General features: G+C 32.1%; 30 protein-coding genes. 6 read left to right on the plus strand and 24 right to left on the minus strand.

The genetic code is table 11. From position 1 onward, the window contains the following. Nucleotides 1–25 precede the first annotated feature (25 nt). The gene (locus PUD86_05110) at nucleotides 26–859 is read left to right on the plus strand and encodes a DUF2099 family protein (GenBank protein ID MDD6776650.1); all 834 of its coding nucleotides are present in this window, start codon (nucleotides 26–28) and stop codon (nucleotides 857–859) included. On the opposite strand, the gene PUD86_05115 is transcribed toward PUD86_05110, so the two are convergent. Beyond that, nucleotides 856–1527: a 3'-5' exonuclease gene (locus tag PUD86_05115; GenBank protein ID MDD6776651.1), complete on the minus strand. Its 672-nt coding sequence runs from the start codon at nucleotides 1525–1527 to the stop codon at nucleotides 856–858. The genes PUD86_05110 and PUD86_05115 overlap by 4 nt on opposite strands. Nucleotides 1528–1611: 84 nt before the next feature. On the opposite strand from PUD86_05115, the gene thiC reads away from it, so the two are divergent. Together thiC and PUD86_05125 are read left to right on the plus strand one after the other, a co-directional pair. Beyond that, complete coding sequence (gene thiC / locus PUD86_05120; protein MDD6776652.1) at nucleotides 1612–2886, plus strand: phosphomethylpyrimidine synthase; 1275 nt, start codon at nucleotides 1612–1614, stop codon at nucleotides 2884–2886. After that, a complete protein-coding gene (locus tag PUD86_05125; GenBank protein MDD6776653.1) occupies nucleotides 2886–4544 on the plus strand; it encodes an ATP-dependent DNA ligase in 1659 nt (552 codons plus the stop codon). Before thiC ends, PUD86_05125 begins: the two co-directional genes overlap by 1 nt. On the opposite strand, the gene PUD86_05130 is transcribed toward PUD86_05125, so the two are convergent. Further along, complete coding sequence (locus PUD86_05130) at nucleotides 4541–5173, minus strand: queuosine precursor transporter (GenBank protein ID MDD6776654.1); 633 nt, start codon at nucleotides 5171–5173, stop codon at nucleotides 4541–4543. The genes PUD86_05125 and PUD86_05130 overlap by 4 nt on opposite strands. 87 nt (nucleotides 5174–5260) lie before the next feature. On the opposite strand from PUD86_05130, the gene PUD86_05135 reads away from it, so the two are divergent. Together PUD86_05135 and glmM (PUD86_05140) are read left to right on the plus strand one after the other, a co-directional pair. Continuing rightward, nucleotides 5261–5659 (plus strand): exodeoxyribonuclease VII large subunit, encoded by a 399-nt coding sequence (locus PUD86_05135; GenBank protein ID MDD6776655.1) that lies wholly within the window; start codon nucleotides 5261–5263, stop codon nucleotides 5657–5659. 62 nt (nucleotides 5660–5721) lie between these two features. Further along, complete coding sequence (gene glmM, locus PUD86_05140) at nucleotides 5722–7086, plus strand: phosphoglucosamine mutase (GenBank protein MDD6776656.1); 1365 nt, start codon at nucleotides 5722–5724, stop codon at nucleotides 7084–7086. Here the strand turns inward: glmM (PUD86_05140) and PUD86_05145 are convergent. The 18 genes from PUD86_05145 to PUD86_05230 form a co-directional block, all read right to left on the minus strand. Beyond that, a complete protein-coding gene (locus PUD86_05145; GenBank protein ID MDD6776657.1) occupies nucleotides 7083–8117 on the minus strand; it encodes a DUF116 domain-containing protein in 1035 nt (344 codons plus the stop codon). The two genes, glmM (PUD86_05140) and PUD86_05145, sit on opposite strands and share 4 nt — an antisense overlap. Continuing rightward, nucleotides 8117–8731 (minus strand): TetR/AcrR family transcriptional regulator, encoded by a 615-nt coding sequence (locus tag PUD86_05150; protein MDD6776658.1) that lies wholly within the window; start codon nucleotides 8729–8731, stop codon nucleotides 8117–8119. Before PUD86_05150 ends, PUD86_05145 begins: the two co-directional genes overlap by 1 nt. Before the next feature lie 147 nt (nucleotides 8732–8878). Further along, a complete protein-coding gene (locus tag PUD86_05155; GenBank protein ID MDD6776659.1) occupies nucleotides 8879–9193 on the minus strand; it encodes a hypothetical protein in 315 nt (104 codons plus the stop codon). Between the two features lie 522 nt (nucleotides 9194–9715). Next, entirely contained in the window at nucleotides 9716–10852 is a 1137-nt protein-coding gene (locus PUD86_05160; GenBank protein MDD6776660.1) for a tetratricopeptide repeat protein, read from the minus strand. Between the two features lie 8 nt (nucleotides 10853–10860). Then, entirely contained in the window at nucleotides 10861–11568 is a 708-nt protein-coding gene (locus PUD86_05165) for an anaerobic ribonucleoside-triphosphate reductase activating protein (protein MDD6776661.1), read from the minus strand. Continuing rightward, on the minus strand, nucleotides 11568–12668 hold the full coding sequence (gene hisC, locus PUD86_05170) for a histidinol-phosphate transaminase (protein ID MDD6776662.1): 1101 nt from the start codon (nucleotides 12666–12668) through the stop codon (nucleotides 11568–11570). The genes PUD86_05165 and hisC overlap by 1 nt, the downstream gene beginning before the upstream one ends. Nucleotides 12669–12671: 3 nt before the next feature. Further along, nucleotides 12672–13154 carry a gamma carbonic anhydrase family protein gene (locus PUD86_05175; GenBank protein ID MDD6776663.1) on the minus strand — a complete coding sequence of 161 codons (483 nt, stop codon included), beginning with the start codon at nucleotides 13152–13154 and terminating at the stop codon, nucleotides 12672–12674. Between the two features lie 9 nt (nucleotides 13155–13163). Then, complete coding sequence (locus PUD86_05180; protein MDD6776664.1) at nucleotides 13164–14447, minus strand: sugar phosphate nucleotidyltransferase; 1284 nt, start codon at nucleotides 14445–14447, stop codon at nucleotides 13164–13166. Nucleotides 14448–14583: 136 nt separating this feature from the next. Beyond that, nucleotides 14584–15921, minus strand: coding sequence for a phosphoglucosamine mutase (gene glmM / locus PUD86_05185; protein MDD6776665.1), 1338 nt, complete (start codon nucleotides 15919–15921; stop codon nucleotides 14584–14586). An 8-nt stretch (nucleotides 15922–15929) separates the two neighbouring features. Further along, a complete protein-coding gene (locus PUD86_05190) occupies nucleotides 15930–17168 on the minus strand; it encodes a 2,3-bisphosphoglycerate-independent phosphoglycerate mutase (protein ID MDD6776666.1) in 1239 nt (412 codons plus the stop codon). A 70-nt stretch (nucleotides 17169–17238) separates the two neighbouring features. After that, nucleotides 17239–17934 (minus strand): TIGR00297 family protein, encoded by a 696-nt coding sequence (locus PUD86_05195; GenBank protein ID MDD6776667.1) that lies wholly within the window; start codon nucleotides 17932–17934, stop codon nucleotides 17239–17241. Nucleotides 17935–18035: 101 nt separating this feature from the next. Next, complete coding sequence (locus PUD86_05200; GenBank protein ID MDD6776668.1) at nucleotides 18036–18617, minus strand: 30S ribosomal protein S3ae; 582 nt, start codon at nucleotides 18615–18617, stop codon at nucleotides 18036–18038. A gap of 317 nt (nucleotides 18618–18934) precedes the next feature. After that, nucleotides 18935–19678 carry a hypothetical protein gene (locus PUD86_05205; protein ID MDD6776669.1) on the minus strand — a complete coding sequence of 248 codons (744 nt, stop codon included), beginning with the start codon at nucleotides 19676–19678 and terminating at the stop codon, nucleotides 18935–18937. 127 nt (nucleotides 19679–19805) lie between these two features. Then, a complete protein-coding gene (locus tag PUD86_05210; protein MDD6776670.1) occupies nucleotides 19806–20129 on the minus strand; it encodes a NifB/NifX family molybdenum-iron cluster-binding protein in 324 nt (107 codons plus the stop codon). Nucleotides 20130–20139: 10 nt separating this feature from the next. Beyond that, a complete protein-coding gene (gene mtnP / locus PUD86_05215) occupies nucleotides 20140–20898 on the minus strand; it encodes an S-methyl-5'-thioadenosine phosphorylase (protein ID MDD6776671.1) in 759 nt (252 codons plus the stop codon). A gap of 4 nt (nucleotides 20899–20902) precedes the next feature. Next, on the minus strand, nucleotides 20903–22351 hold the full coding sequence (locus PUD86_05220) for an RtcB family protein (protein MDD6776672.1): 1449 nt from the start codon (nucleotides 22349–22351) through the stop codon (nucleotides 20903–20905). Nucleotides 22352–22434: 83 nt separating this feature from the next. After that, nucleotides 22435–22755 (minus strand): hypothetical protein, encoded by a 321-nt coding sequence (locus tag PUD86_05225; GenBank protein MDD6776673.1) that lies wholly within the window; start codon nucleotides 22753–22755, stop codon nucleotides 22435–22437. A gap of 33 nt (nucleotides 22756–22788) precedes the next feature. Continuing rightward, entirely contained in the window at nucleotides 22789–23202 is a 414-nt protein-coding gene (locus tag PUD86_05230) for an archease (protein ID MDD6776674.1), read from the minus strand. A gap of 88 nt (nucleotides 23203–23290) precedes the next feature. Between PUD86_05230 and PUD86_05235 the strand changes: the two genes are divergently transcribed. Further along, complete coding sequence (locus tag PUD86_05235) at nucleotides 23291–23470, plus strand: hypothetical protein (protein MDD6776675.1); 180 nt, start codon at nucleotides 23291–23293, stop codon at nucleotides 23468–23470. 108 nt (nucleotides 23471–23578) lie between these two features. On the opposite strand, the gene PUD86_05240 is transcribed toward PUD86_05235, so the two are convergent. The 4 genes from PUD86_05240 to PUD86_05255 are packed head-to-tail and all read right to left on the minus strand — an operon-like array spanning nucleotide 23579 to nucleotide 26822. Next, nucleotides 23579–24688 carry an ORC1-type DNA replication protein gene (locus tag PUD86_05240; protein MDD6776676.1) on the minus strand — a complete coding sequence of 370 codons (1110 nt, stop codon included), beginning with the start codon at nucleotides 24686–24688 and terminating at the stop codon, nucleotides 23579–23581. Between the two features lie 33 nt (nucleotides 24689–24721). Further along, entirely contained in the window at nucleotides 24722–25441 is a 720-nt protein-coding gene (locus PUD86_05245; protein ID MDD6776677.1) for a DUF115 domain-containing protein, read from the minus strand. Nucleotides 25442–25489: 48 nt separating this feature from the next. Then, a complete protein-coding gene (locus PUD86_05250) occupies nucleotides 25490–26140 on the minus strand; it encodes a DUF6198 family protein (protein MDD6776678.1) in 651 nt (216 codons plus the stop codon). A 7-nt stretch (nucleotides 26141–26147) separates the two neighbouring features. Then, complete coding sequence (locus tag PUD86_05255; GenBank protein ID MDD6776679.1) at nucleotides 26148–26822, minus strand: DUF6198 family protein; 675 nt, start codon at nucleotides 26820–26822, stop codon at nucleotides 26148–26150. Nucleotides 26823–26863: the final 41 nt, after the last annotated feature.

Genomic DNA, 26863 nt, shown 5'->3' on the forward strand with positions numbered 1-26863 from the left:
AACAAATTTAACAATATTCTTAATCATGAGCGAACATATTATCGAAGCATTAGGATTAAGTAAAGTAACAATAAAAGACGGCAATGTTATTGATGTAACTGAACCTGAAGTTGAATATTGTCCTCTTTTTGATCACCACAGAGGAATTAAAAAACTAACACCAGAAGTAATAGCTAAAAATATGCAGTTTAGAATTGACGATTTTGGAATGTGTACTTCTAAACGCCAGTTAAGAATGAAAGACTATCTTAATTTTGGAATTTCTGAAATCATGTGCACATTAATTGATGAAAATGAAATTGACTGTGTTGTAATGGTTTTAGAAGGATGTGGAACATTAATTGTTGATGAAGCAGAACTTGTTCAAGGAATTGGTGGAAGAGTATCCGGACTTGTTAAAACCAGCCCAATACCAGAATTAATTGAAAAAATAGGTAGCGAAAACATTGTAGATTCCAAAACTGCTAAAATCGACCAGCCAAGTGGAATAAAACTTGCAATAGCTAAAGGATATAAAAATATTGCAGTTACAGTAACATTAGCAAGCGATATTGATGAAATTGAAAAAATAAGAGATGAACATCCTGATGTTAACATTTATGTTTTTGTAGTGCACACTTCTAAAAAGAATCCTGAAGATGCAAGAAAACTATTTGACGCATGTGACGTCACAACAGCTTGTGCTTCTAAAAATATTCGCAAAATTGGACAAAAAGAAAGTATAAAAACAGTAGGTCAGTCCATACCAATATATGCAAGAACCGAAAATGGTAAAAAATTCCTTGAGATGCGTTTAAAAAAGATTGGTGGGGAAAAACCTAAAAAAGACAATCCTGATTTACCTCATCCTTTAATTTAGAATTTTTTATTAGGAAGAGTAAATTCAGGAGCTACAATTCTTTGGTGGAACTTTTGGGATTTATATTCAATAAACTCAAATCTCTTTCCACTTACACCATATTTAGGATTATATCCGAAAACATTAACATAATCCAATAAATCATCACGTTCTTCTTTCATTTTTTTAGTTACTTCATATAATGCTTTTGTATCATCAATAGCTCTGTGGAAATTAACTTCAGGAACTTCATAATAGTTAACTGCATCAATTAACTTATGAGGAAACTCCTTTCTGTCTTTTAATATTGATACTGTATCTATCCAGTTTAGACTAGAAACAATTTCATCTGCTTCTTGTGGAAAATGACGTTTTAACAAAGAATAGAGGAACTGCAAGTCAAACTGACAGTTGTGAGCAATCATCAAAGTATCTGGAGTAAGTCTTTGTTTTAAGTCCAAAGCAGCAGATTTTTCATCAATACCTTCATTTTTTATCATTTCATTAGTAATTCCAGTTAAATCAGATATTTTTCTAGAAATTGGCACTCCAACATCAATAAATTCATCATAGGTTTCTGTAATAACCCCATCTTCAACTGTAAGAAGAGCAAGTTCAATAATATTGCACCTGGAACAGTCAAGCCCGCTTGTTTCAGTATCAAAAAATATAACCTTTATATTAAACACATCCTAAATAAATACAATTTAATTAATTCTATATATTTGAACCTATATAATTAATATTGATTAGTCAAAAAACGAGGGATAAACTTGACTCAAAAAAGTGAAGCACAAAAAGGCAATATCACTCCAGAAATGGAGATTGTTGCAAAACAAGAAAATATTGATGTAAATAAATTAGCTAGATTAATAGACTTAGGAAAAGTCGTAATTCCAAAAAACATTAATGGACACTCAAAACCATGTGGTATTGGGGAAGGTCTTAAAACTAAAATCAATGCAAATATTGGTTCATCTTCAAAAATTGATGATATTGAATTAGAAATCAATAAAGCGAAATTAGCACAAGAATACGGTGCAGATGCATTGATGGATTTATCAACAGGTTCTGATTTGAAATTATTTAGAAAAAAAATCATGGATGCAGTAGATATCTGTATTGGAACCGTTCCTATTTATGAAGCAGGTGTTGTAACCCTTAACAAGAATAAGGAAATCATTGACATGGATCCTGACGATATCTTCAAAGCAATCGAAAATCAGGCAAAAGAAGGAGTTGACTTTATGACACTCCACTGCGGAATCACTAAAGACTTAGTTGAGAAATTAAAAGCAGCAAACAGGATGATGGGTATTGTAAGTCGTGGAGGAACATTCATGGCTTCCTGGATCAATCATAATGACATGGAAAACCCATTATATGAAAATTACGATTACCTTTTAGAATTATCTTATGAATATGACATTACATTATCATTAGGTGACGGTTTAAGACCAGGTTGTTTAGCTGATGCAAGTGATATCCCTCAAATTCAAGAGCTTGTAAACTTAGGAGGTCTTGTTAAAAGAGCACAGGATGCAAATGTTCAGGTAATGGTTGAAGGACCAGGACACATGCCACTAAATCAAATCAAGGCAAATATGGAAATCCAAAAAACCATTTGTCACGGAGCTCCATTTTACGTATTAGGACCTCTTGTAACTGATCTTGCACCAGGTTATGATCATATCACAGGAGCAATCGGAGGAGCAATAGCTGCATCTGCAGGAGCTAACTTCCTTTGTTATGTAACCCCTGCAGAACACTTATCACTTCCAAGCTTGGAAGATGTTAAAGAAGGAGTAATTGCATCAAAAATAGCTGCAGAAGCTGCAGATGTTGCTAAAGGTCTTGAATCTGCATGGACTCAGGAACGTGCAATGGCAAAAGCAAGAAAAGAATTTGACTGGGAAAAACAATTTAGTCTCGCACTTGACAAATCCAAACCAAGAACATACCGTGAAAAATGTGGACTTGATGACAATGAAATGTGTGCAATGTGCGGAGAATACTGTGCAGTTAAAATAGCTAAAGGCGATTTCTAATGAAATATCAAGAATTAGTAGATGTTTACTCAAGTCTTGAGGCAACAACCAAAAGGCTTGAAAAAACACAAATCATTTCAGATTTTCTAAAAAAATTAGATGAAGAAACCATTGAAAAAGTTGGACTTTTGATTTTAGGAGTTGTATTTCCGGCTTGGAGTTCAGAAGAGATTGGTATTGGTGGAAAATTAGTTGAAAGAGCAGTAGCTGAAGCTGTTGGAACAACACAGGCTGCAGTAGAAGATGCTGTTCGTGACGAAGGAGATATTGGTCTTGCATGTATTAAATTATATGCTAAAAAAACCCAGATGACATTCTTCTCACAGCCATTGACAATTGATTTTGTATTCAACAGCTTACGTAAATTATCACAAATTAAAGGTTCACGTTCTACTAATCGTAAAATTGCAGTTATTTTAGAATTGTTAAGCCAAGCAAGCCCAACAGAAGCTAAATACTTAACCCGTACAATAACAGAGGAGTTAAGAATTGGTGTAGGAGATGGAGTAGTTAGAGATGCAATTGCACAGGCATTCAACATTGATAAAAAAGTTGTTGAAAGAGCACAGATGCTTACAAATGACTTTTCCGTTGTTGCAAGAACTGCAAAAGAACAGGGAAGTGCCGGTTTAGAAAAACTTAACCTTACTCCAGGAAATCCGGTAAAACCTATGCTTGCTCAGCTTGCACCACCTCTAGAAGAGATTATTCCGGAGATGGGGATGGCAATTTGTGATACCAAATATGACGGTATCAGACTCCAGGTTCACAGATCAAATGATGAGATTAAAATCTTTACAAGAAGGCTTGAAAACATCACACACGCTCTTCCAGAGATTGTTGAGTTATTTGATGAACACTTACCTCATGATGATTATATTGTGGAAGGTGAAGTTATTGCAACAAGAAATGGAAAACCTCTACCTTTCCAAAACATCCTTCACAGAGTTAGAAGAAAACATAATGTTGAAGAAGCTATTGAAAATGTTCCTTTAAAAGTATACCTGTTTGACGTAATGTATTATCAAGTTCCAATGATTGATGAGCCTCTTAAAAACAGAAGAAACATTCTTGAGTCTATTGTGGATACTTCTGTTGATGAGATGAATTTAAGTACAATGAAAATAGGAACTCCTGACAATATTGACGAGATTCAACAGCTATTTGAAACCTCAATTAGAGATGGTCACGAAGGAATTATGATTAAAGACGCTTATGAACCATATATTCCAGGTCTTAGAGGTAAAAAAATGCTTAAATACAAAGCAGAACCTGAAACACTTGATATGATCATTATTGGTGGAACCTATGGAATTGGAAAAAGAGGAGATTTCGTTGGGTCTTATTTAGTTGCACTTAGAGATGAAAACAACGAGTTTAAAAGTGTAGCATATGCTGCAACTGGTCTTGACGATGCAACATTGGAATATTTAACCAACAAGATGAAAGAACTTGAGATTTCAACAAAAGGACGTGAGATTATTGTTGAACCGAAAATTGTTTTAGAAATCGCATTTTCTGAAATCGTTGAATCACCAGAATACGAAACAGGATATTCCTTAAGATTCCCTGTTGTTAAAAATATAAGAAAAGATAAAGGTCCAATGGATGTGGACACTGTTGAGAGATTAATTTCCATGTATAATACTGGAAATTAAATCTCCGGTAATTTTTTAACCTTAGTTATTACTAATCTTGTAACAGGATATATGATGATTTCATAACCTGTTTTAAAGATTGCCTGAACCACAATCATCACAATTAATGCTTCTAAAGGCATAGTACCTAAAAAACCAATTGTAATAAATATTAATGCATCAAGACCTTCACCAAACAATGTTGAAACAACACATCTAAAAAAGAGTTTTTTTTCATCCCATTTTTTAAGATAAACCATTACTTTTGCATTAACCAAAGATCCGACAAGATATGCTGCAAAACTAGCTATTAAAAGTCTTAAAGTTGAACTTAAAACTATGCTAAAAGCCTGTGAATTTTCAAAAAATACTGGTGCTGGAAGCCAGATAGTTATATTATAACAAATAACAGCAACAAGATTCATGAAAAATCCAAGTAAAATAACTTTACGTGCCTTATTATAGCCGTAAACTTCTGCAAGCACATCATTGACAATGTAGATTACTGGAAAAATGATTACTGCACAAGGTAGAGTAAATGAGAAGAAATCAAATGTTTTACCTGCAGTAATATTTGATACAATCAAACATGCAGTAAAAATACCTGTCAAAATTGCATACAATTCTGTTTTTGTTAAATCTTCAAACATAAAAACTATTATATTTCCCATATTAGATAAATTTTACAAATTAAAATCCTATCAGGTATTTAATTTTAAAAATATAATTAAAAAAGCATGGAAATTACTGATGAAAAATTATTGAGAATTGCACTAATAACTGCATTAATCGGAATAATCGGATTAATTCTGTTTACACCATCAATTGAAGTTAAAAAAGTGGACATTAAAGACATTACAAGGTCAATGATTGATGAAAAAGTATCAATCCAGGGAGTAATAACTGATATTGCACAGTCAAGTTCAAAAACAAACTACTTTTTAACAATAAGTGATGGAAAAGCCAAAATCACGTTAATCATCTTTGAAAAACAGGTATCTGAAATTACATCAAGAAATTTGGATATTGAAGATTTTGAAAACAACAAAGTGGAAGTTGTAGGGACAATAACCGAATATAAAAACGATTTGGAATTGATATTATCAAGTGGTGACAGTCTTAGAATTATTAATTAACAAGATATTTATTTAAAAAAATTCAGATATAGTATCTAATTAATTAAAAAAGGAATTAAATTATGGCTACTAAAAAAAGATTATTTGGAACTTTTGGAGTTAGAAGAACTGCAAATGATGTTTTAACTCCCGAGTTTGCAACAAGATTAGCAGCATGTTATGGAAGTGTTGTTAAAGGTAAAATCGCAGTTGGTGCAGATACAAGAACCACTAGCCAAATGTTAAAAGATGCAGTTATAGCAGGTTTACTCTCAGCAGGTTGTGATGCTGTAGATTTAGGAACATTACCAACCCCTGCTGTTCAATATGCAGTAAGACAGTATTATGATGGTGGAATCATGATTACTGCTAGCCACAATCCACCTAAATTTAACGGACTTAAATTCTTAGACGAGTTTGGTATTGGACTTCCAGACGATATTGAACTTGAAATTGAAAGTCTTTATTTTGACAGCGAACCAATAAGAGCACACTGGAGCGAGATTGGTGAGAAATACACTAATGAAAATATTATTGAAGAATACATTCACACTGCAATGTCTCATGTTGATGTTGATGCAATCAAAGAAGCTAACTTAAAAGTAGTTATTGATACTGGATCAGGTGCAGGTTCATTTACAGCACCATACTTGGCAAGAGAACTTAGATGTGACGTAACTACTCTTAACTGCCAGGCTGACGGATTTTTCCCAGGTCGTGACCCAGAACCAATTGAAGAAAACTTACAGGAACTCATTTCTGTTGTAAAAGAATTAAATGCAGACATTGGTCTTGCTCATGACGGTGATGCTGACAGAACCATTTGTATTGATGAAAATGGTGCTTTTGTTTTAGGAGACAAGACATTTACTTTAGTTGAAAAGCAAATGCTTAAAGAAAACAATGGTGGAACAATCGTAACAACCGTTGCAACCTCACAGGCTATTTACGACATTGCTGAAGAGTACAACGGAGAAGTTATTGCTACTGCTGTTGGAGATTTACTTGTAGCACGTAAATTAAAAGATACTGACGGTCTTTTCGGAGGAGAAGAAAACGGTGGTTTAATTTTCCCAGAATTTGTTTACGGAAGAGATGCTGCCCTAACAGTAGCTAAACTTTTAGAAATAATTGCAAAAGAAAAGAAAACATTATCACAGTTAGTATCTGAATTACCAGTATACTACTCAGCTAAAATGAAAACTGAATGTGCTGATGATTTAAAAGAAGAAGTAATGAACAGCATTGCTGATGAAGTTAAAAAGACCACTGATTATGAACTTGACACTACAGACGGTGTTAAAATATTCAAAGATGGTGGTTGGGTAATTATTAGACCTTCAGGAACAGAACCTATATTTAGAAGCTATTCTGAAGGAAATTCCCAAAAGCAAGCTGATGAAATGGCCGCTTGGGGAATTAGCTTAATAAAAAAATATGTAAATTAAATTTTATTTGAAAGTTCTTGGACGTCAATTGTTGATGGACAATCCTCACTTAACCAGTGTTTGGAACATGAAACATGGTTTAACAATACACATTGAGGAGGAATTCCCATACCTGCTGACTGATAACCTCCAGATATGAGGTTTAAAACACAGGTAACACCAATGATACCAAGTTCTTCTAAATCTTTTTTTGTTGCTCCTTTTAGTGAGTCGGAATTATGTCCAATAAGATATAATTCATGTGGGAAATCTTTAGCTATTTTATACACATTACAATTTTTATTACACCCCACACATGTTGGACCAAGAGGAGTATCTTTTGCCCTGCACTTATCTTTTAATATTGTCATACATGAAGGTAGAAGTAATGCCTTTCTTTTTCTCAACTGAAAATCTGAACGAAAGATTCTATTCATTAAATTAGCTCCAAGCATGTTTAAATAATATAGTTCCACAGGACTGTTAAAAAATATTATATCTTCTTTCATTTTATGAGTACCATCATTCATTGTGAAATAGTCTTCAAATCCTAGTGTATATGAAGCAAGATATTTATGTGAATTTTTAAAAAACCACTCGGATAACTGCCCACATTTTTCAAAGAAATCTGGTGAAATATTGTTTTCATACTTTCTTAAATGTGGCAATTGATAAACAAAATCTCCAGTAGCTTCTAAATAGTCAAACAACAATGTTAAATTATATTTATTCAAATCAAAGTCATTTTCACCATTATCTTTTGAAAATTCTTTTGTAAGTAACATTCCTCTTACATCATCAATCAAATCTTTGCTCATTTTAGACTTATTTCTCAAACTTGACAATGTTGCAAGTACATCATGAGATCTTTTAGATAAAATCAATGCATCTTTTTTGTAGACTTCCCAATAAACACCAATAAGTAGCAACTCAAGCATTTGTGATAAATCATCAATACCTAAAGTATTTGAAAATTTAATAAAATCCTCTGCAAAATCATTGACATCTATATAGTAGTCATCTTTTATTTGGTATGGAAGTGGACAATCCATTAAATCATCACAGCCTTAAGAATAAAGTTAACATGTTCTTCTGATTGCTTGAATAATTCATCCAAATCTTCATCTGGGAAAGAGTTATTTTGAATGAAAATCTCCATTAACAAAAACATAGGATATGCATAGTATTCTCTTGCCAACATTGCCGGATCAAATTCATCTTTAACAATTCCATTTTCAATTAACTTGTCAAAAATTGAAGTCCAAAACTCCAAAGGTTTTTGAAAAAGAAAATCATAGAAATACTCAGCAATACTATCATCATGATACATTTGAATAAATAAAAGTCTGAGAATTTTCATTGCCTTTTCATTTTTAAGCTGCTGTCTAAACATACCTGAGCCGGTTTTATAGAATAATAAAGGATCTTTTTCTAATAATTCATCCATAAGTGCTTCATCAGCATCATAAATTATAAGTTGATTTTGAAAAGTTTTTAGGATTTCATCTAAAATAGCTTGTTTTGAAGGATAGTGATTATAAATTGAACTTTCCTTAATACCTACTTCACGGGCTATTTGTCTTACAGAGGTGTTGTTAAATCCTTTTTGTGAAAATAATTCGAGTGATACATCAAAAATTTTTTCCTTAGTATTTCTCTGTGTCATAACTAATAGTTAGTATTCAAAATATATAAAACTAACGTTAGTTAGTTAAATCTATTAAAAAAATATAATTAGAATAAGTTAAGGATTATTAAAAAAAATAAATACTAGGTTGTGGAGATTAATCCAAACCCTATTTAAGTTTAAATTTTATTTTCTTCTTCTAATAGATACAGGGATAAGTAAAAGAGCTAATAAAACAGCAACTAAAGGATTACCAATAAAAGTTAATTTTTTAGAATTACTAATTGTGGAAGAACCAGTATATAAACAAGACAAATAGATAGTATCACCATCACTAGCTGAATCAATAGCATTTTGAATATCAGCAAAGGTCTGGCCTGCAGGAGTAATAGTAGCACCTAATAATTCAGGATTTGCTGCGGCTTGTAGATTAAAGTTAGCGTTATCGTTTTCAATAGCTGAAGCTCCAAGACTATCAGAGCTTACAGATAATTCGTCCATCTATTCTGAGATATATCAGTTGAATTTAAAGAAAAATCGGCAGAGTTATCACTAGCAGAGACGAAAGACATCCCAAGTACTAGAGATAGCACTAGCGTAAATATCATTATTTTTCTTTTAGACAACATAATAAATCACCAATACATTTTCAAAAAACCATTTAAACAAAAAATTATTAAAAATTTAATAAGATGATGCAAATAGCATTATTAAAAAATGTACATTATCATATCTTTATACTATACTATATAAACATACATATTATCGCCTAAGGATTATTCTATAGGCTAAAAAAACAATATTCAGTGTTTTTTAAAAATATCTGGATAATACTTAATTGTAATAAAATATGATAAAAAAATATTATAATAATTTGCAATAACACTAAAAAATATTAAATTAAGAAAAAATAATTGATTTTTCAAAAATAAAAAAAATAAAGAAAACATCAAAAAACACACACTGCATGTATACAAAATAGTTAACATATGGTAGTTTTTACAAATTTTAAAAAAAGTAAGTTTAGAGATATTCTAAACATTCCTCTTTTAAGAAAAATGCATCCTCATTATCAGGACTTCTAAGTAATACCCTATTAAAACTGTCAACTGCTTCTTCGAATTTTCCAAGTTCCATTAAAACAACACCTTTGTTTAGTAAAAAATCAATATTATTTTTTTCCAAAGAAATTGCTTTATTAAAACAATCTAAAGCATCGTCAAGTTTTCCAATATCAATATAAGCATTACCCATTCTGTTAATAGCTGCAGCATCCATTTCTGAATCATCCAAACAAACTTCAACAGCTTTATTGAAAGATTCAATAGCTTCTTCAAGCATTCCCATATCAGTTAAAAGGTTTCCACGGGAATTCCACACTTCAGGATTTTCACTGTCAATTACTATTAACTTATCATAAACCTTTAGAGAGTCTTCATATCTTCCAAGCATTTCAAAGATAAATCCTCTCCAATAAAGAACAATTGGACTGCTTGGACGGTAGTTATAAGCAATATTACTTACCTTTAAAGCTTCGTTAATGTTTCCTGAGTTTAAAAGAGCAATTGCCTTGTTGTTTAGGATGTAAATGTTGTCAGGTTCAATCATCAATGCCTTATCATAACACTCAATAGCATCCATAAACCTGCCTAGCCTTGATAGGTTATCTCCCTGCTTATTTAACAAATAAACATCATGAGGATCCAATCTCAAAGCAGCATCATAACACATTGTGGATTTGTCAAATTTACCGCTGTCAAAGAGAATATCTGCTCTTTTGGAAATCATTGCTTTTTCATCGATTTTATCTCCTTTCCAGTCATCGATAGGGATTTTTTCAAAATATATTATTTGAAATTTTTCCAAAGGATCGATACGCCCACCATACATCTTTTTAAATTCTTTTAACATTTCTTTAGAATCTTTAAAGCCTTCCTGGCGAGCTATTTCATCATTACCATCAAGTTCACTAAAGGAGATATCTTCGATTTGAGTAACAAAAGCTTCAAAAATTTTCATTTTTTCTTTTGATACTAAATTCCAGTAACAATAAAGCCTGTCTCCGACTTTAAGAGGTGTTTTCCATGCTTTACGTATAGTTCTAGTTTTTTTACCAGTGATAACATCAATATCGTTACTTGAAAATGATAAAATAGGCATGATACACCTCAATTAATTACTTGTTCTCCGAATTCTGCTGATTTAATTTTCACAATACCGTCAAAATATGGTTTTATTTCACGGGCTAAATTTTCCAAATCATGTGGATTTGGAACTCTAACTTTTTCCAAATTAGGGTCTAATACGTTTTTATTTCTAAATTGCTGAATAGTATAAACATCTGCTTGGATTTCATCTACTAAATGATAAATGTCTTTTTTTGTGTGTAGTGTTGGAACGTAAGTTGTTCTTATTTCTAAGTGCACTCCAGACTCGTTTATTAAATTCATTGATTTTTTAACGTTAAAACCCACATTTGCACCAGTAATTTTTTTATACTTTGGAAATGTTGTTTTAACGTCTAATGAAACATAATCAAGTAAATCTAAATCTAATATCTTTTTAAGATTGTCTGGATAAATTCCGCTAGTGTCTAGTTTTGTTTTTAATCCAATTTGGCGAACATATGTTAATATTTCTATTACTGCGTCAACTTGTAGTAATGGCTCTCCGCCAGAAATAACAACAGCATCCAAAAAGTCAGCTGAAAAATCAATTTCCTCTTTTATTTTATCAAAAGACCATTCGGTATTGTCTTCTAGAAGTTCTACATTATGACAATACCTACAAGCTAATGGGCATTTGGACATGAAAATAACTAATGACATATTTCCATGAAATTCAACAGAAGAAATAACTGTTCCACCTATATACATTACTCTAAAACCTCTTTTAGGATTTCAATGAACTTCTTGTCTTCTTCAAGAGTACATATACTAATCCTAATCCAAAATTCATCTAATCCTTTAAATGAAGTACAATCCCTTACAATAATACCTTTTTTCATAAGTTCTAATGCAAGTTCGGCTGCAGTAAAACCTGTTTCTTTTATGTTAATTAACATGTAATTTGATTTAGACGGATATACGAAAAGTCCATCGATTTTTGAAATCTCATCATATAAGAATTGTCTTGATTCAATACCTTTTTTAATTGAATTTTCAATGTATTCAGTGTCTCTTAAAGTATTTAGAGCAGCTACAAATGATAATTTAGTTAAAGAAAATACTGGTTTTATTCTGTGCATATACTCAATAATTTGAGAGCATGCAAGACCGTAACCAATTCTCATTCCTGCAAGTCCTAAAACTTTTGAGAAGGTACGAATAATGAAAATATTATCAAATTCGTTGATTAAGTCCTTGTTGGTAACTTCAGCGTATTCAAAGTAAGCTTCATCAATAACGATTAATATATCTGGGTTTTTAGAAGCAATGTCAATAAATACTTCTCTGTCAATTAAAGTACCGTTAGGATTGTTTGGACTGCACAAGAAAATCATTTTGGTTTTTTCAGTTATTGCATCATAAATAGAATCAACGGCGAGTTCGTTTTTCTCAACGTCCCATCTTGCATAAACCGGATTTGCGCCGTATTGTTTGAGTAAGTATTCATAATACATATAGGAAGGGAGGGGAACAATAAATTCATCCCCTTCGTCAATAAATGTTTTTGCTAAAACATCAATGATTTCATCAGCACCATCCCCACCAATAATCACCTGAGAATCATCTACTCCAGAATATTTAGCTATTTCTGATACTAATTCACCTAATTGTGATTCTGGGTATCTGTTAATAGCTGCAATTTCTTTAGCAACCGCTTCCATAGCTTTTGGAGATGGACCCCATGGATTTTCATTAGATCCTAATTTAATAATGTCCTCTTTTTTCAATCCGAAATCCTGTGCGATTTCATCTTGGGATTTACCTGGGACATATGAATCCATTTCCTCTACAATTTTTCTTGCTTTCATAAATTAGTCTTCCTTATACTGTTTGGAAAGTTTTACGTAATTATCTGCATTATTTTGAATCAATTGTACTTGTTCGTCGGATAATTGTTTAATAGCTTTAGCAGGAACACCAATAATTAAACTGTTTTCTGGGAATTCCTTACCTTCACTTACAACAGCACCTGCTCCAACAATAGAGTTTTTAGAGATGTGTGCTCCATCAAGTACAGTAGCATTCATTCCAACTAATACATTATCATCAATTTTACATCCGTGTACAACTGCTCCGTGACCGATAGATACGTTTTCTCCGATTTCAACTGGGAAGTCTTTAGTACAGTGGACTACACAGTTGTCTTGAACATTGGAGTTTTTTCCAATGGTAATAGAGTCAGTATCTCCTCTTAATATAGCTCCATGCCATATAGATACGTTTTCACTTAATTCAACATCACCAAATACTTGTGCACCAGGGCATATTACAATAGAGTCTTCAATATGTTCCATAATATCGCCTCATTCTTTTTTCTCATTTTTATCTTGAATAATATGATCTTGTTTTATTAATACTCTTGTATCAGAAGGTACGTCATCATATAATAAAACTCCAGAACCAATAGTAGCATTATGACCTACTTTCACACCAGGTGAGAAACTGGAGTTGATTCCGGTTTTAACAGAGTCTCCAATGATTGAACCGAATTTACGTCTTCCACTGTCAATCATTTTGTCTTTAATTTTTGTTTTGACGGATTTATTGTCAAAACGTAAGTTTGCAATGTTGGTTCCTGCTGCAATATTACAGTTAGAACCAATTACAGAATCTCCAACATAGCTTAAGTGGCTGACATTGGTATTTTCCATAATTATTGAGTTTTTGATTTCAACAGCATTTCCAACATGCACATTGTCACCAAAGTAAGAATTACCACGGATATAAGAATTAGGACCTATATCACAGTTTTTACCAATGTAAACATTACCTACGATGTATACACCAGCTCTAATTACACTGCCTTCGTCCAAGAAGATTTCTCCGTGAATATGAGCTCCTTCTTCAATTTCACCTTTAATTTCAGTTTTAAGGTTTTTAATTAGCTCTTCATTAACTTCAATTAATTCCCATGGGCGACCAACATCAATCCAGTCTTTATCAGTCTTGTGACCCATTACATTTTTACCATCTTCAATTTGCATGGTTAATGAATCAGTAATTTCATATTCGCCTCTTTGGGAAACTTCAGTTTTCTCAATTTTATCAAATATGTCTTCATTAAAGATGTAGATTCCTGCATTTACCAAATTACTTGGTGCTTCTTCTTTTTTAGGCTTTTCTACAATACTTTTAATATGACCTTCATCAATTTCTACAACACCAAATGCAGATGGATCTTCAACTTCAGTTAAAAGCATCAATGTATCTGGTTTTAAATCATCGTATTTATTGATAAAATCACTGATAATTTCATCATCTAAGATAATATCTCCGTTTAAAACAATTAAACTATCTTCGATGAAATCTTTTCCGTAGGAGATTGCATCAGCAGTACCTAAGAAATCTTTTTGCCTTTTATAAGTGATATTAACACCAAATTCACTACCGTCACCGAAATAGTTTCTAACCATTTCTTCTTTGTAGCGAACAATAAGCAAAATATCTGTAATGCCGTTTTCTCTTAATGATTCTATGTTATATTGCATAATCGGTTTTCCAGCAACCGGCAACATAGTTTTGGGCTTGGTAAGTGTTAATGGTCTCATTCTGGACCCTTCACCAGCACATAAAATAATTGCTTTCAAATTATTACCCCCTAAAATTTTTTCAATATTATGATTTATATTTAACTTGTTCCTTATTAATTAAGTTTTGCTAAAATAAGCTAATTATAGGGAAAAATAAAGAAAAAAAGAAAAAGAGTTTGAAGAAAAGATTTCTTCATAAGTTTTCAGTAATGATTTTTGCACAAATATCTTTAATTTCTTCTGCTCTTTTTGCATCACGAGATTCTAAAGTTATTCTAATGTAGTCTTCAGTTCCGGAAGGTCTTACAAGTACCCAACTGTCATCTGCAAAGGTTAATCTAACTCCGTCAAGAGGGTTTACTTCAACAATATCGTCAAATGCAGAGGTAAGTAATTCTTCCATGTTTTCCATTACTTTAATTTTAGCTTCACTAGAACAGGTTATTTTCTCACGGATATTCGGATAGGATGGAATTGAATCTAATAATTCAGATAATTTACCGTCTCTTGAGACGATTTCAGCCATTCTTAAACCTGAAAGGATTCCGTCTGGACACATACAAAAGTCTGGGTGTAACCATGTTCCAGAAGGTTCTCCACCAAAGCTTGCATCTTTTTCAATGATTGCTTCAGCAACGTTTACATCACCTACAGGAGTTCTAATGACATCTCCTTTTACAGATTCGTCCATACATAAACCTGCATCAACGGTTGTTACAATATCTCCGTCAAATTCTTTTGAAATTAATGCTAAAAGTGAGTCGAATGGTGAAACATTACCTTTTTCATCAACAGTAATCATTCTGTCTGCATCACCGTCGTGAGCAATTCCCAAATCTGCTCCAATAGCCACTACAGTTTTCATTAAGGTTTGTAGGTTTTCTTCATTAGGTTCTGGGTTTCTTCCAGGGAAAAATCCGTCCGGTTGAGAGTTAAGGGTTGTAACTTCACATCCTGCTTTTCTAAATACTAAAGGTGATATTTCGCTTCCAGCACCGGATGCACAGTCAATTACAACTTTTAAACCTTTTTTAATATCAACCATGTCAACTAAATCATCGACGTATTCACCTTTGATTTCGTTGTTAACACTTAATTTACCTACTTTGTCCCATGTTACTGAGATATAATCTTTATTTGCATATATTTCTTCAATAGCTGCTTCCTGTTTAGAAGTATATGCCATTCCGTTTTTATTCCATAATTTGATTCCGTTATATGGGGACGGATTGTGGGATGCAGTTAACATTATACCTGCATCTGCATTGAGTTTTTCAGTAGCATAACCAACTAATGGAGTTGGAACCATACCAATTTTTATAACGTTAATACCACTTTCAAGTAAACCTGCACAAATTGCCTGATCAAGCATGTGGTTGGTTGTTCTTGTATCATAACCTAAAACAACGCTTCCAGAATTGCCTAAATAGTAAGCTAAGGATTTTCCAACATTTAATGCAAGTTCACAGGTTACTTCCAAGCCAACTTTTCCTCTAATTCCAGAGGTTCCAAATAGTTTTTTAGCCACCATGATATCACCTATGCACCGAATTTATGAGCATAATTCATTAAATCCATCATAATATTCATTACATCTGCGCCTCTGATTCTGTTAAGTCCTCCTTTAGCACAAGCTACTTCTGAGAATTCTTTAACGTCATCTACTCTTACTTCAGGACCTCTGATAAGAACAGGTACAGGGTCTCCTGAGTGGTTCATTACTGAAATAGGAGTTGAGTGATCAGCAGTTAAGTAAATATATACATCTTCAAGTTTCATTAATTCACTCATAATAACTCTGTCGACTTTTTCTATGAATTCTTTTTTCTCTTTAGTTTGACCGTCGTGGCCTGCTTCATCTGCTCCGTCGATGTTTACTAAAAAGAAGTCATGTTCAGAGTTTTTAACTTGATCTACAATAGTATCACGAATGTTTTCAAGGTTGGTATCGATTCCACCAGTTACATCTTCCATTTCGATGATGTCCATTCCTGCAAATCTTCCAATACCCATAATGAGTCCGGTTTCTGCAATACATGCTGCGTTTACGCCGTATTTTTCGTTGATTGATTCAACAACAGGAACTTCTCCTGCACCACGAGGAATTACGATGTTTGCTGGAGGTTCGCCTTCTTCAATTCTTTTTAAGTTAACTGGATGGTCTTTAACCATTTCGTAGGTTTTAACTACTAATTTATTTAAGATATCTGCAGTTTTTTTAGCTTCAGGAGTGTCGTCTAAAGGTTTTACTTGTTTAGGTTTGTTTCCTTCTACTTTAGGATCAGCGTCACTTACTTTTCCTGAAAGTCCTTCTCCTCTTAAAACCAATACTGCTCTGTGACCAGTTGATTCTTTGAATATTACTTTGATTTCAGGATAGTCTTCTAAAACCATTTTGTTTAATTCTTCAACGATTTCTTTGGTACCTTCTTTGATTCTTCCAGCACGTCTGTCAGTTACAATTAAATCATCATCTGTGGTTGAGAAATTACATCTAAATGCAATATCGCCAGGAAGAACATCTACGCCTACACCATTTGCTTCAAATGGACCTCTTCCAGTATATACTTCATATGGATTGTAACCTAAGATTGAAAGGTGTGCTGTGTCACTTCCAGGAATAATTCCAGGAGCAATTGAATCCATAATACCAGTAATTCCTTCTTCAGCCATTTTATCCATATTAGGAGTGTTAGCTGCTTCTAAAGGAGTTTTATTACCTAATTCTTTAATAGGACGGTCACCCATACCATCCATGATTAAAATAAGTCCTTTCATAAATATCACCTATAATTCATACTATAGTAATTTTTATTTTTAATAAGTTAAATAATTATTTAAAAAAAAGTTAAATTAATAAAATTCCAACAATAGCTCCAAAGATTGTTGCAAGTAAGTTAACATGCTCATTTGTAATCCAGCCCCTATTTTCAAAAAGAGCACCTAAAATACTGTCACCAAAACAACCAATAGTTCCGGAAACTAAAGCAACAACGATTGATGAAACCGGATTTGGAACTATACCTAAGAAATAAGCTGCAATACCAATAACAACTGCACCAGCCATACCTGATACGGTACCTAAAACTGAAACTGCACCATTTGTTCCAGGATCTACTTTTTGTAAGGTAGTAATTAAGCGAGGATGAGCATCTAAAACACCTATTTCAGAAGCTAAGGTATCTGTAGTTGCTGTTGAAATAGCTCCAATAAATCCCCCTACCAAAGGAGAGTAAAAGCCTCCAAATGCTGCCATAAAACAAGCCACAACACCATTGGAAATAACATTTTTAGAAGTCCTTCTTCCTTCAAATTCTCCTAAAGATAATTTATATTTTCTAGAGAATTTAGTAGCAACCAAAGACATGACGAGAAATATAACAATTAACAACAACCAGTTGGCTCCTGCTGAAAAAATAATCACAATGCCCATAAGGACCATTACAAGAGAACCAAATAAATCCAATGATTGTCTATTGTATGTAATGAAACCTAAAACAAATAGAAGTATTACATATGCCCAGTTAATCATTAACCCATCCATTTTATCACAATAATATGTATTGTTTAAAATTCTATAAATAGGTTACTTAAATTTAATGAAAAAAATTAGTTAAAATAAAAAAAGAGAAATGAAAAGTAATCCTATTTGATTACTTTACTTTTGATAATTTCCACTCTTTTAAGTGGGTAGATTTTTTTAGCGTTGTGATAAATTTCAGAAGCTAATTTACCGGTTACAACACTTTTTATTAAATCATCGAAAGATTTTTCAGCTGCTGCTTCAACGAGTAAATCTTCGATAACTTTTCTCATGTATCTTTGTTGGGAAGATTTAGCTCTTCTTACAGTTACAGCGAGAACTTGAAGTTTTACTTTACGTCCATCTTTAGTAGTTGCGATGGTAGAAGCATCGATTCTGGAAGTTCCTCTTCTAATCATACTTCTTACGTAATCAGTAGTGGTTTTGTGTCCGGTGAATTTAGTGTTTGCAACTTCACCTGCAACGTTATCAATTTCAAATCTGAGTTTGATGTATTGTTTTGAGAAGTCTCCGGTTAATTCTCTCATAGTAACTTCTACTCCTCTACCAATGAGAAGTTCTGGATCTTTTGCTGGAGTTTCTCCGATTTCTTTATCTTCAAAGTTCACTGGGGTTTTAATAGTATACCAGGATTTTTCTTTCCATGTATCACGTACTCTACGTCTTGCTTTTGCTTTTGCCATTATATCGACCGTTTTTAATTATATATTATATAGTAATTTAGCGTTACGCCATTAAAATTTTATGAATAGTCTTTAAATTAAGTTTAACACTTAAACTAAATTGTAAAATAGGTTTCCAATAATTATACATTTACAATCATTAATTCGACTATTATGATATATTCTCTGCTTAATTTAAGAGAATACAGTTAATTAAGTTTTAATTTATAAAATCCGCCCATAAAGGTTGTTATTAGTTATTTTTTTCATAATATATAAAGATTTTTGAAATTGTAAAAATAAGTTAAATTTTTTATAAAAATTAAAAATAAATAATATTATAAATTATTTATTTCATCGATAGACAAGCCAGTTACTTTGCTAATCTCCTCAATTGAATACCCACCATCCAAAAGATTTTTAGCTATTTTACGAGTAGCTTTAGCCTTACCATGTTTAATTCCTATTTTTTCTCTTTCATTTTTGGGTAAAAATTTATCTGCAAACATATATTGAATATTTGTAATATTTTCTTTTTGTTCGAACGAAATTGAGTTTATACCAAATACAATATCAAAAGCATCACTAATAACATCAAAATGACGACGATTACTTCCAAACAACAAAATTAAAGATAGATTACAACAATCCAATGAATTAATCCCAATATTATTTTCTATTTTATTATAAATATTACTTAAAATTTTATCTGCATCATGTTGTTTAAACAAAAACCATTTTGGAAAAAAGTCAGTTGATTGCATTAAATTGTCAATATGTTCTCTAGACAAATCCATTCCAGAGTATACAATCAAAGATTTCACAGTTTTGTTTGTATTATACTGTAGTGCAGCCGAATAATATTTAATCATATTCATAGTACTTTTTTCAGGAACTGATGTTTGAAATTCAATATTCAATAGAGTACCATCATCTAAAAGATAAATCACATCATCTTGAAATTGTTTAGAATACAATCCCTTAACTTCACTACCCATACCAATTAATTGAGAAAATCCTTTAATATTTTTTCGAGCAACCTCTCTTAAAATATCAACATCATCTTTTAACTCCCTATACATACCCATCACTAGTTAAGTAAATATTATGAAGTTATTTTATTAATTAAAGTACTTAAAATACTTAGTTTTTAAAATAAAAGAATTGTAATCAATTAAAAAAATTGTTTTAAAATAAAAAAAGAGAAAATTAGTTATGCATGAAGTTATAATGATCAATGTATCTTTGCAATACTTCATCAATTGTACCTTCATCCATTACAAGTTTTATACCAACTTCGTTAGCTAAAACCTTGGTTTTAAATCCATATTGAACAGAAATCAAAACATCACAGTCACTGCAAGCTTTAATAACTATATTTCCCTGATGTTTTGAGTTATCATCGATTTCAATATCTCTTTTTTCAACGAATTTAACATTATCGTCCACATAATCATATATGCAGACAGATTTTGCTTTTCCAAGATGTAAATCAACATTTACACCATCAGAAGATACAACTGCTAATCGCATAATTTAACCTCTATACTTCAGCACCATCTAATGCGTGGCGACATGCACACTCAGGTGCGTCTTCAGCATTTTTAATAAAGTTATAAATCAATTCAAGTAATTCTGATTCTTTTTGACTAACCATTTCAAATACTTCATCGATGGTTAATATGTCATCAGAAATACCTGCAGCATAATTGGATACTATACAAATTGAGTTATAGCAGATTCCTCTTTCACGAGCAAGGCTAACTTCAGGAACTCCAGTCATTCCCACTAAATCTCCTCCAAGCATTTTAAACATTTTAATTTCAGCCGGAGTTTCAAAACGTGGTCCTTCTGTACATACGTAGGTTCCACCTAAAATTACATCACCGGATTTTGCCAAAATATCTCTTAATGTTGGACAATATGGTTCGGTAACATCAATGTGAACTACTTTGTCTTCATAGAAGGTTTTTGCTCTGTTTTGTGAGAAATCTAAAAAGTCATCAGGAATTACAAAGGTTCCAGGACCCATATCAGTATTCATTGATCCAACAGAGTTAGTAGCTATTATTTGAGTAACACCCACATTTTTTAAAGCATCAATGTTTGCTCTGTAATTGATTTTGTGTGGTGGGATTGAGTGACCTGCTGCATGGCGAGGAATAAAAGCAACAGTTTTGGAAAATATTTCCAAAATAGAGACTGTTACTTGCCCATAATCAGTTTCAACTATTTTTTCAACACATGAATCTGCTTTTTGGGTAATTTCGTATACTCCACTACCACCGATAATTCCAATCATATAATCATCCTTTGCAGACTGAAAGTGGTTTAACTTTAGCTACGAGTTTAGCAATACCAGTTTCGTCAGATACTCTAACTACGCTGTCAACATCTTTATAAGCACCAGGAGCTTCTTCTGCAATTACAGTTTTACTGGTAGCTTTGATTTTGATACCTTTTGCTGCTAAATCGTCAGTAATTTCATCAGGATCATAGTCTTTTTTAGCTTTGGATCTTGAGAGAACTCTTCCAGCACCGTGAGCGGTTGAACCGAATGTTTCTTCCATTGCTACATCTGTTCCGCATAAAACGTATGATGCAGTTCCCATTGTTCCAGGGATTAATACTGGCTGACCGACAGCTCTATATTTTTCAGGAACTTCTTCTCTTCCAGGTCCGAATGCACGGGTTGCACCTTTTCTGTGGACTAATACTTCTTCTTCACGGTTGTAGACTTTATGAGTTTCCATTTTTGCAATGTTATGAGCAACATCGTAGACAATATCCATTTCCATATCTTTTGCGGATTTTCCTAAGACTTCTTCAAAGGTTTCACGAACCCAGTGAGTCATCATTTGTCTGTTTGCCCATGCATAATTAGCTGCCGCAGCCATAGCTTGGATATAATCTTGTGCTTCTTTTGAGTCAAGTGGTGCGCATGCTAATTGTCTGTCATCAATATTAACTTTGTATTTTTTATAAGCTTTATCCATCACTCTTAAGTAGTCAGAACATACTTGGTGACCGCATCCTCTGGAACCTGAGTGAATCATAACTACAATCATTCCTTTTTCAAGGCCAAAGACTTTTGCTACTTCTTCATTGTAGATTTCATCAACAACTTGGACTTCTAAGAAGTGGTTACCTGAACCAAGAGAACCTAATTGTGGAATTCCTCTTTTTTTAGCTTTTTCAGATACAATGCTTGAGTTTGCATCAACCATTCTTCCGTTTTCTTCTAAAACATCCAAATCTTCAGGCCACCCATATCCATTATCAACAGCCCATTGTGCACCATAGTCAAGTACATCGTTGATTTCGTCTTCTTCTAGTCTTATTTTACCTTTACTTCCAACACCAGAAGGAATGTTTTTGAATAATTTTTCTGTAAGCTCATCTAAGCTGTCCTCGATATCTTCAACTTTTAAATTGGATTTGATTAATCTAACTCCACAGTTAATGTCAAATCCTACTCCACCAGGTGATACAATACCATTTCTTAAGGAAAATGCTGCTACACCACCAATTGGAAATCCGTAACCAAAGTGGATATCAGGAAGCCCAATAGAATATCTTTGAACTCCAGGAAGACAAGCTACATTAACGATTTGTTCAATAGCTCCATCTTCAAGTTCATCGAAGTATTCATCAGCAATATAAAATCTTCCAGAAGCTCTCATTTTTTTATTAAAAGATCCTGGAATCTCATAAACATTGTCTCTAACTTTTTTAATTTCATCTTTAATACTCATAAAAATCACAAAATTATTATGTTTTAATGTTTGTTTACAATATTATAAATAAAGTTTGCTTAAATTTAAAAAAAGTAAATTAATTATTTTCTAAATAATGAAGAAATTCCTGCAACAAGTAAAAAGATTGCACTTATTACATTAATGTATTCTGAACCTACAATTACAAACATTGTTGCAATTATAAATCCAATACCTGCAGTTTCATTATTCTTTTTAACATAGAAACTGGATATAATTCCTAAAAATGAAGCAGCAATAGCTACAAATCCTAAAAACGGAGTTGGAATATTGCCAAGTGCTCCTAAAAATAATAACATGGAACCGGAAAATAATCCTATAACCGATCCTACAATACCAAGCACCATTTCAAAATTTCTTGATACAATCCTAGTCCTTTTCATAATAGATAATATATTTTCATATTATTTATAGTATTATAAGTCAACAATAGCCCGGAGTTTTGCTGGTGTTGAATCTGAAACTTCCATCTTATGGAAGGTTATTGCTTTTATTTCTGAGTTTCTTGTGTGTTTATCCCAGTTAATTTCTTCTCCTTTTATTGTAGCTTTTAAAGAGAAGTTATCACCAATTTCAACACTAAATTCACTAAATAACATAAATTCAATTTCATGATAAAATAGAAGTTCTTCAAGATAATCATATAACATAGATACATTATCTTCTGAGGCTATTTCAAATGATATTTCTTTTGTTGGTTCAATATCATTAGTATCAGATATTATATTAAAAATAGCTAATCCTGCATTTTCAAAAGCTTCGTTTAAATCTTTTCCATATGCTTTAAAGCCAATGTCAGCAGTTACTTCAAAATATTCGAATTTTTCCATGATTTTACCTCAAAAATATTACTTTTCAAATGCTCTCTTACTCTTTTTTTATATTAGTTATTTAACAATCTTAAATATAGTGATTAACATGTTCGAAAATAATGACACCACAATTCAAGTAGATTTAAGGAAAAAAAGTAGTTTGAAAGAAGAAATCAACTATAAAAACATTGACGTTCAATCTTGCATGGTAGTGCTTGTAGTAATAGCAGCATTACTTTTATCTGTTATTTCTGTTGTTGCAGCTCAAAATCCATACTTGTTATAAATGGATTTTCCCTAATTTTAATACCAAACCCTAGCTGCACATTAGATTATACTGGCCTACCATGCAATAATCTAATGTTAACAGAAACTAATTTCATACAGGAAAAATTTAGATAGTATATTCCTCGGGGTTAAAACGCAATATAATTTCTCTAGAATTTCCTCTAACCCCTTTTCCTGTAAATTTGGTATCAACCAATCTGACAAATTCTAATTTGTCCAAAAGACGATTGAAAGATGCATAACTGGAATTTGTTTTTTGCTTATACATTTCAGCCAATTCACCAGCCCTGCAAACACCATCCCACTCAACAATTATTTTTAATAATTCTTTTTCAGAATCGTTTAGAGCATGCAAAGTTTCAGCAACATTAATTGAAACTAATGATTCAATAGCTTGGTCAAAATGTTCCTGGGTTATTTCACGGCTTGCATTTGCTTCTGCAAAGTTACCGCAGGATTTTAAAAGGTTAATTCCAACTCTCAAATCACCATTTTCATGAGTATACATTGCGATTTGTTCTAAAATATCATCAGGAAGTACTCCTGGGAAGAAACCTGCTTTTGCTCTGTCTCTTAAAATATCTTCAATTTCTGAGTATGAATAAAGTGGGAAGTGAATTTCTTGTGGAATAAATACAGAATTTACATTTTTATCAAATGCATATTTAAATTCCAAATCAGACAATATTGCAAAAATAGCTGTTTTAACTCCAGGATATTCTTCATAAGCTCTGAGCATATCATAGAATACTTTGTTTGCTGTTTTTGACTGGAATAAATAATTAACATCATCTAATGCTATAACAAGAGATTTATTGTTTTTTTGAAGATTTTGCATGATTTGATCATATATTCTTGAAAATGGAACTCCGGTTTCAGGTGGAACATGTCCAAACATTTTCTTATAGATTTGTGAAAATATTCCAAAACGAGTTGTGTGGAGTTGACAGTTAATATAAACACAAACAACTTTTTCTGTGTTCTTTTCAACAAGTTCAAATACTTTTCTTATTGCTGTTGTTTTTCCTGTTGCAGGTGATCCTAGAACTATAGCATTTGATGGCTGACCTCCAATCATTGCAGGTCTTATTGAAATTGCCATTGCCTCCATTTGTGTATCTCTGAAATTATAGTTTTGAGGCATATAATCCGGATCAAAAGCGTTTATATTTTGAAATAAACTTTCATCATACATTAAAATATCTTCAATTCCCATATTATCTAATTTTATTTTAAGTATTATTTATTATTATTCTAACAAGTTGACTACATCAACAGATTCGTTTTCAGCTATCCAATTTGTGAATTTCTCAGCATACATTAATTTTTTACGTTTAAACTCATCAGCCTCTTCGACATCTTCTTCAAGATTAGGTCTTGAGTATTTGGTAACCATATCTCCAAAGTCCATTCCTGCAAGAGTAATTTGGGATGCTCCAAGAGCTACACATAAAAATAGTGCTCTGTCACCATCGGTAAATCCTCCGAAGTTGTATAAGTTTCCAACAGGCTGAGACTGTGTTGTTCCAATTACACTGTCGAAATATGAAGGAAGAGTAGCTATTTTGTCCATATTATCTCCGTGAGCATGGATTGCAATATTTGCTCCTCTGATGTTTGCAAGAAGAATATCATCAAGGTTTCCATCTAAATCAGTGCAAACTATATCTGGAACTAATTTTTCTTCGATCATAGCAGTTGTTGCTCCGTCTGCTGAGACTAAAACGTAATCTTTTAAGTCATAGTTTTCTTTTAGAATTAAAATATGTTCTTTTAGAGATGGTCCTGCTCCAAATACGATGAATTTATCTGAAAAACCTACAATTTGTGATAACTCATCTAATGTAAGACATCCATGTGTTGATAAAATTTCATCGAGAAGTTTTGCTGATTCTTCGTCCCCACTTCTTGAAAATCCAAAATCATCGAGTATTTCTTCATAATATTTTTCCCAAAGCCCAAATTCCATATTTAAACCTCACTAACATAATTTATTAGCTTTTAATTTTAATATAATTTATTGATTATTTACAACATTAACCTTGTTTCCAGTCAAGTATTCGTATAAATTATTTATTTGTCTTAAAGTAAATCCGACGAAAAATGCTGATATGAATGTTCCAATATTAACTGCTCCAAGAATATTTGTATAAAACAATCCACACAATATTAATGATAAAACTACCATTGTAGCATCAAATGCTATTTTAATTGATGAAAATCTCCATCCGGTAGTAATTGCAATTGCTTCAACACATCCTTCTCCAGGAAGCGGTGCAATATTTGCAGGCATGTAGACAAATATTCCAAATGCTGTTAAAAAGATATTGATAACTAAAAATAACCCACACATCCACAGTGATGCGTCAAATGGTATAAATGAGACAATGTGAAGAGCTACATCTGTAAAATACCCGAATAATACACAGTTTATAAACTGAAGCAGTCTTTTTTTGTGAAATTTTGATTTTAAAATAATAAACTGAATTACAATCAGTGATGCGTTAAAAAGAAATGTAGTAATTCCGATGTCAATGTTTGTAATTAAGGCAAGGGAATATGAAATGGAACTAATAGGAGTTGTTCCAAGAAGAGATACAATTGAAAAAGCAACTCCCATTGCCATTAAAAACAAACCACAAACAAAGGCCAATATTCTTTTTATCATATCATCACTACATTTTCTTTAAATCTGCTTCCTGACCACTAAATCTTGCATAAATCATATTCATTAGTTTTACGGTTGTTCCAATTGACATAGCAGCAATTATTGTTCCAATACCTGCACTTCCATCAAAGTGTCCAAGGAAAACAAATGATAAAATCCATGAAATAACAATCCAGGAAATATCCATAATTACCTTTATTTTTGTAAATGACTGATTGGTGGTAATTGACACTGCCTGTGTTAAACCGTCAACTGCAACAGGAACCACATTTGTTGGAACATACAAAAATAATCCGAATGCCAAAAATAGGATACCTAAAATCAAAAAGAGTATCTGAACCCACAAAACACTAGCTTGAGGTATGATACTTAATATAATCATTGAAATAGAAGTAAATGCTCCAAATAGCATTCCGACAAACACCTGAAGGAAATGTTTTGGATGAAAAGCACTTCTTAAAAGCATAAATTCAATTAAAACCAAAAAGCATTGAAATAAAGTATTACAAATTCCAATGTCAATACCAGTTATAAGACTTATCGCATAAGGTACACTAACAACAGGTGTTGAACCTAAATTAGATTTAATTGAAAAAGCTATACCAATGTTCATAATAAATAGTCCAACTACATATTTAATTATTAGTTTGTATTCAATTTCATTTTGGTTAAAAAAATTCATTATAATACTATATGTACTACCAAATATTTAAAAACAATGAA

This window comes from Methanobacteriaceae archaeon, assembly GCA_029219465.1.
Classification (GTDB): Archaea; Methanobacteriota; Methanobacteria; order Methanobacteriales; family Methanobacteriaceae; genus Methanocatella.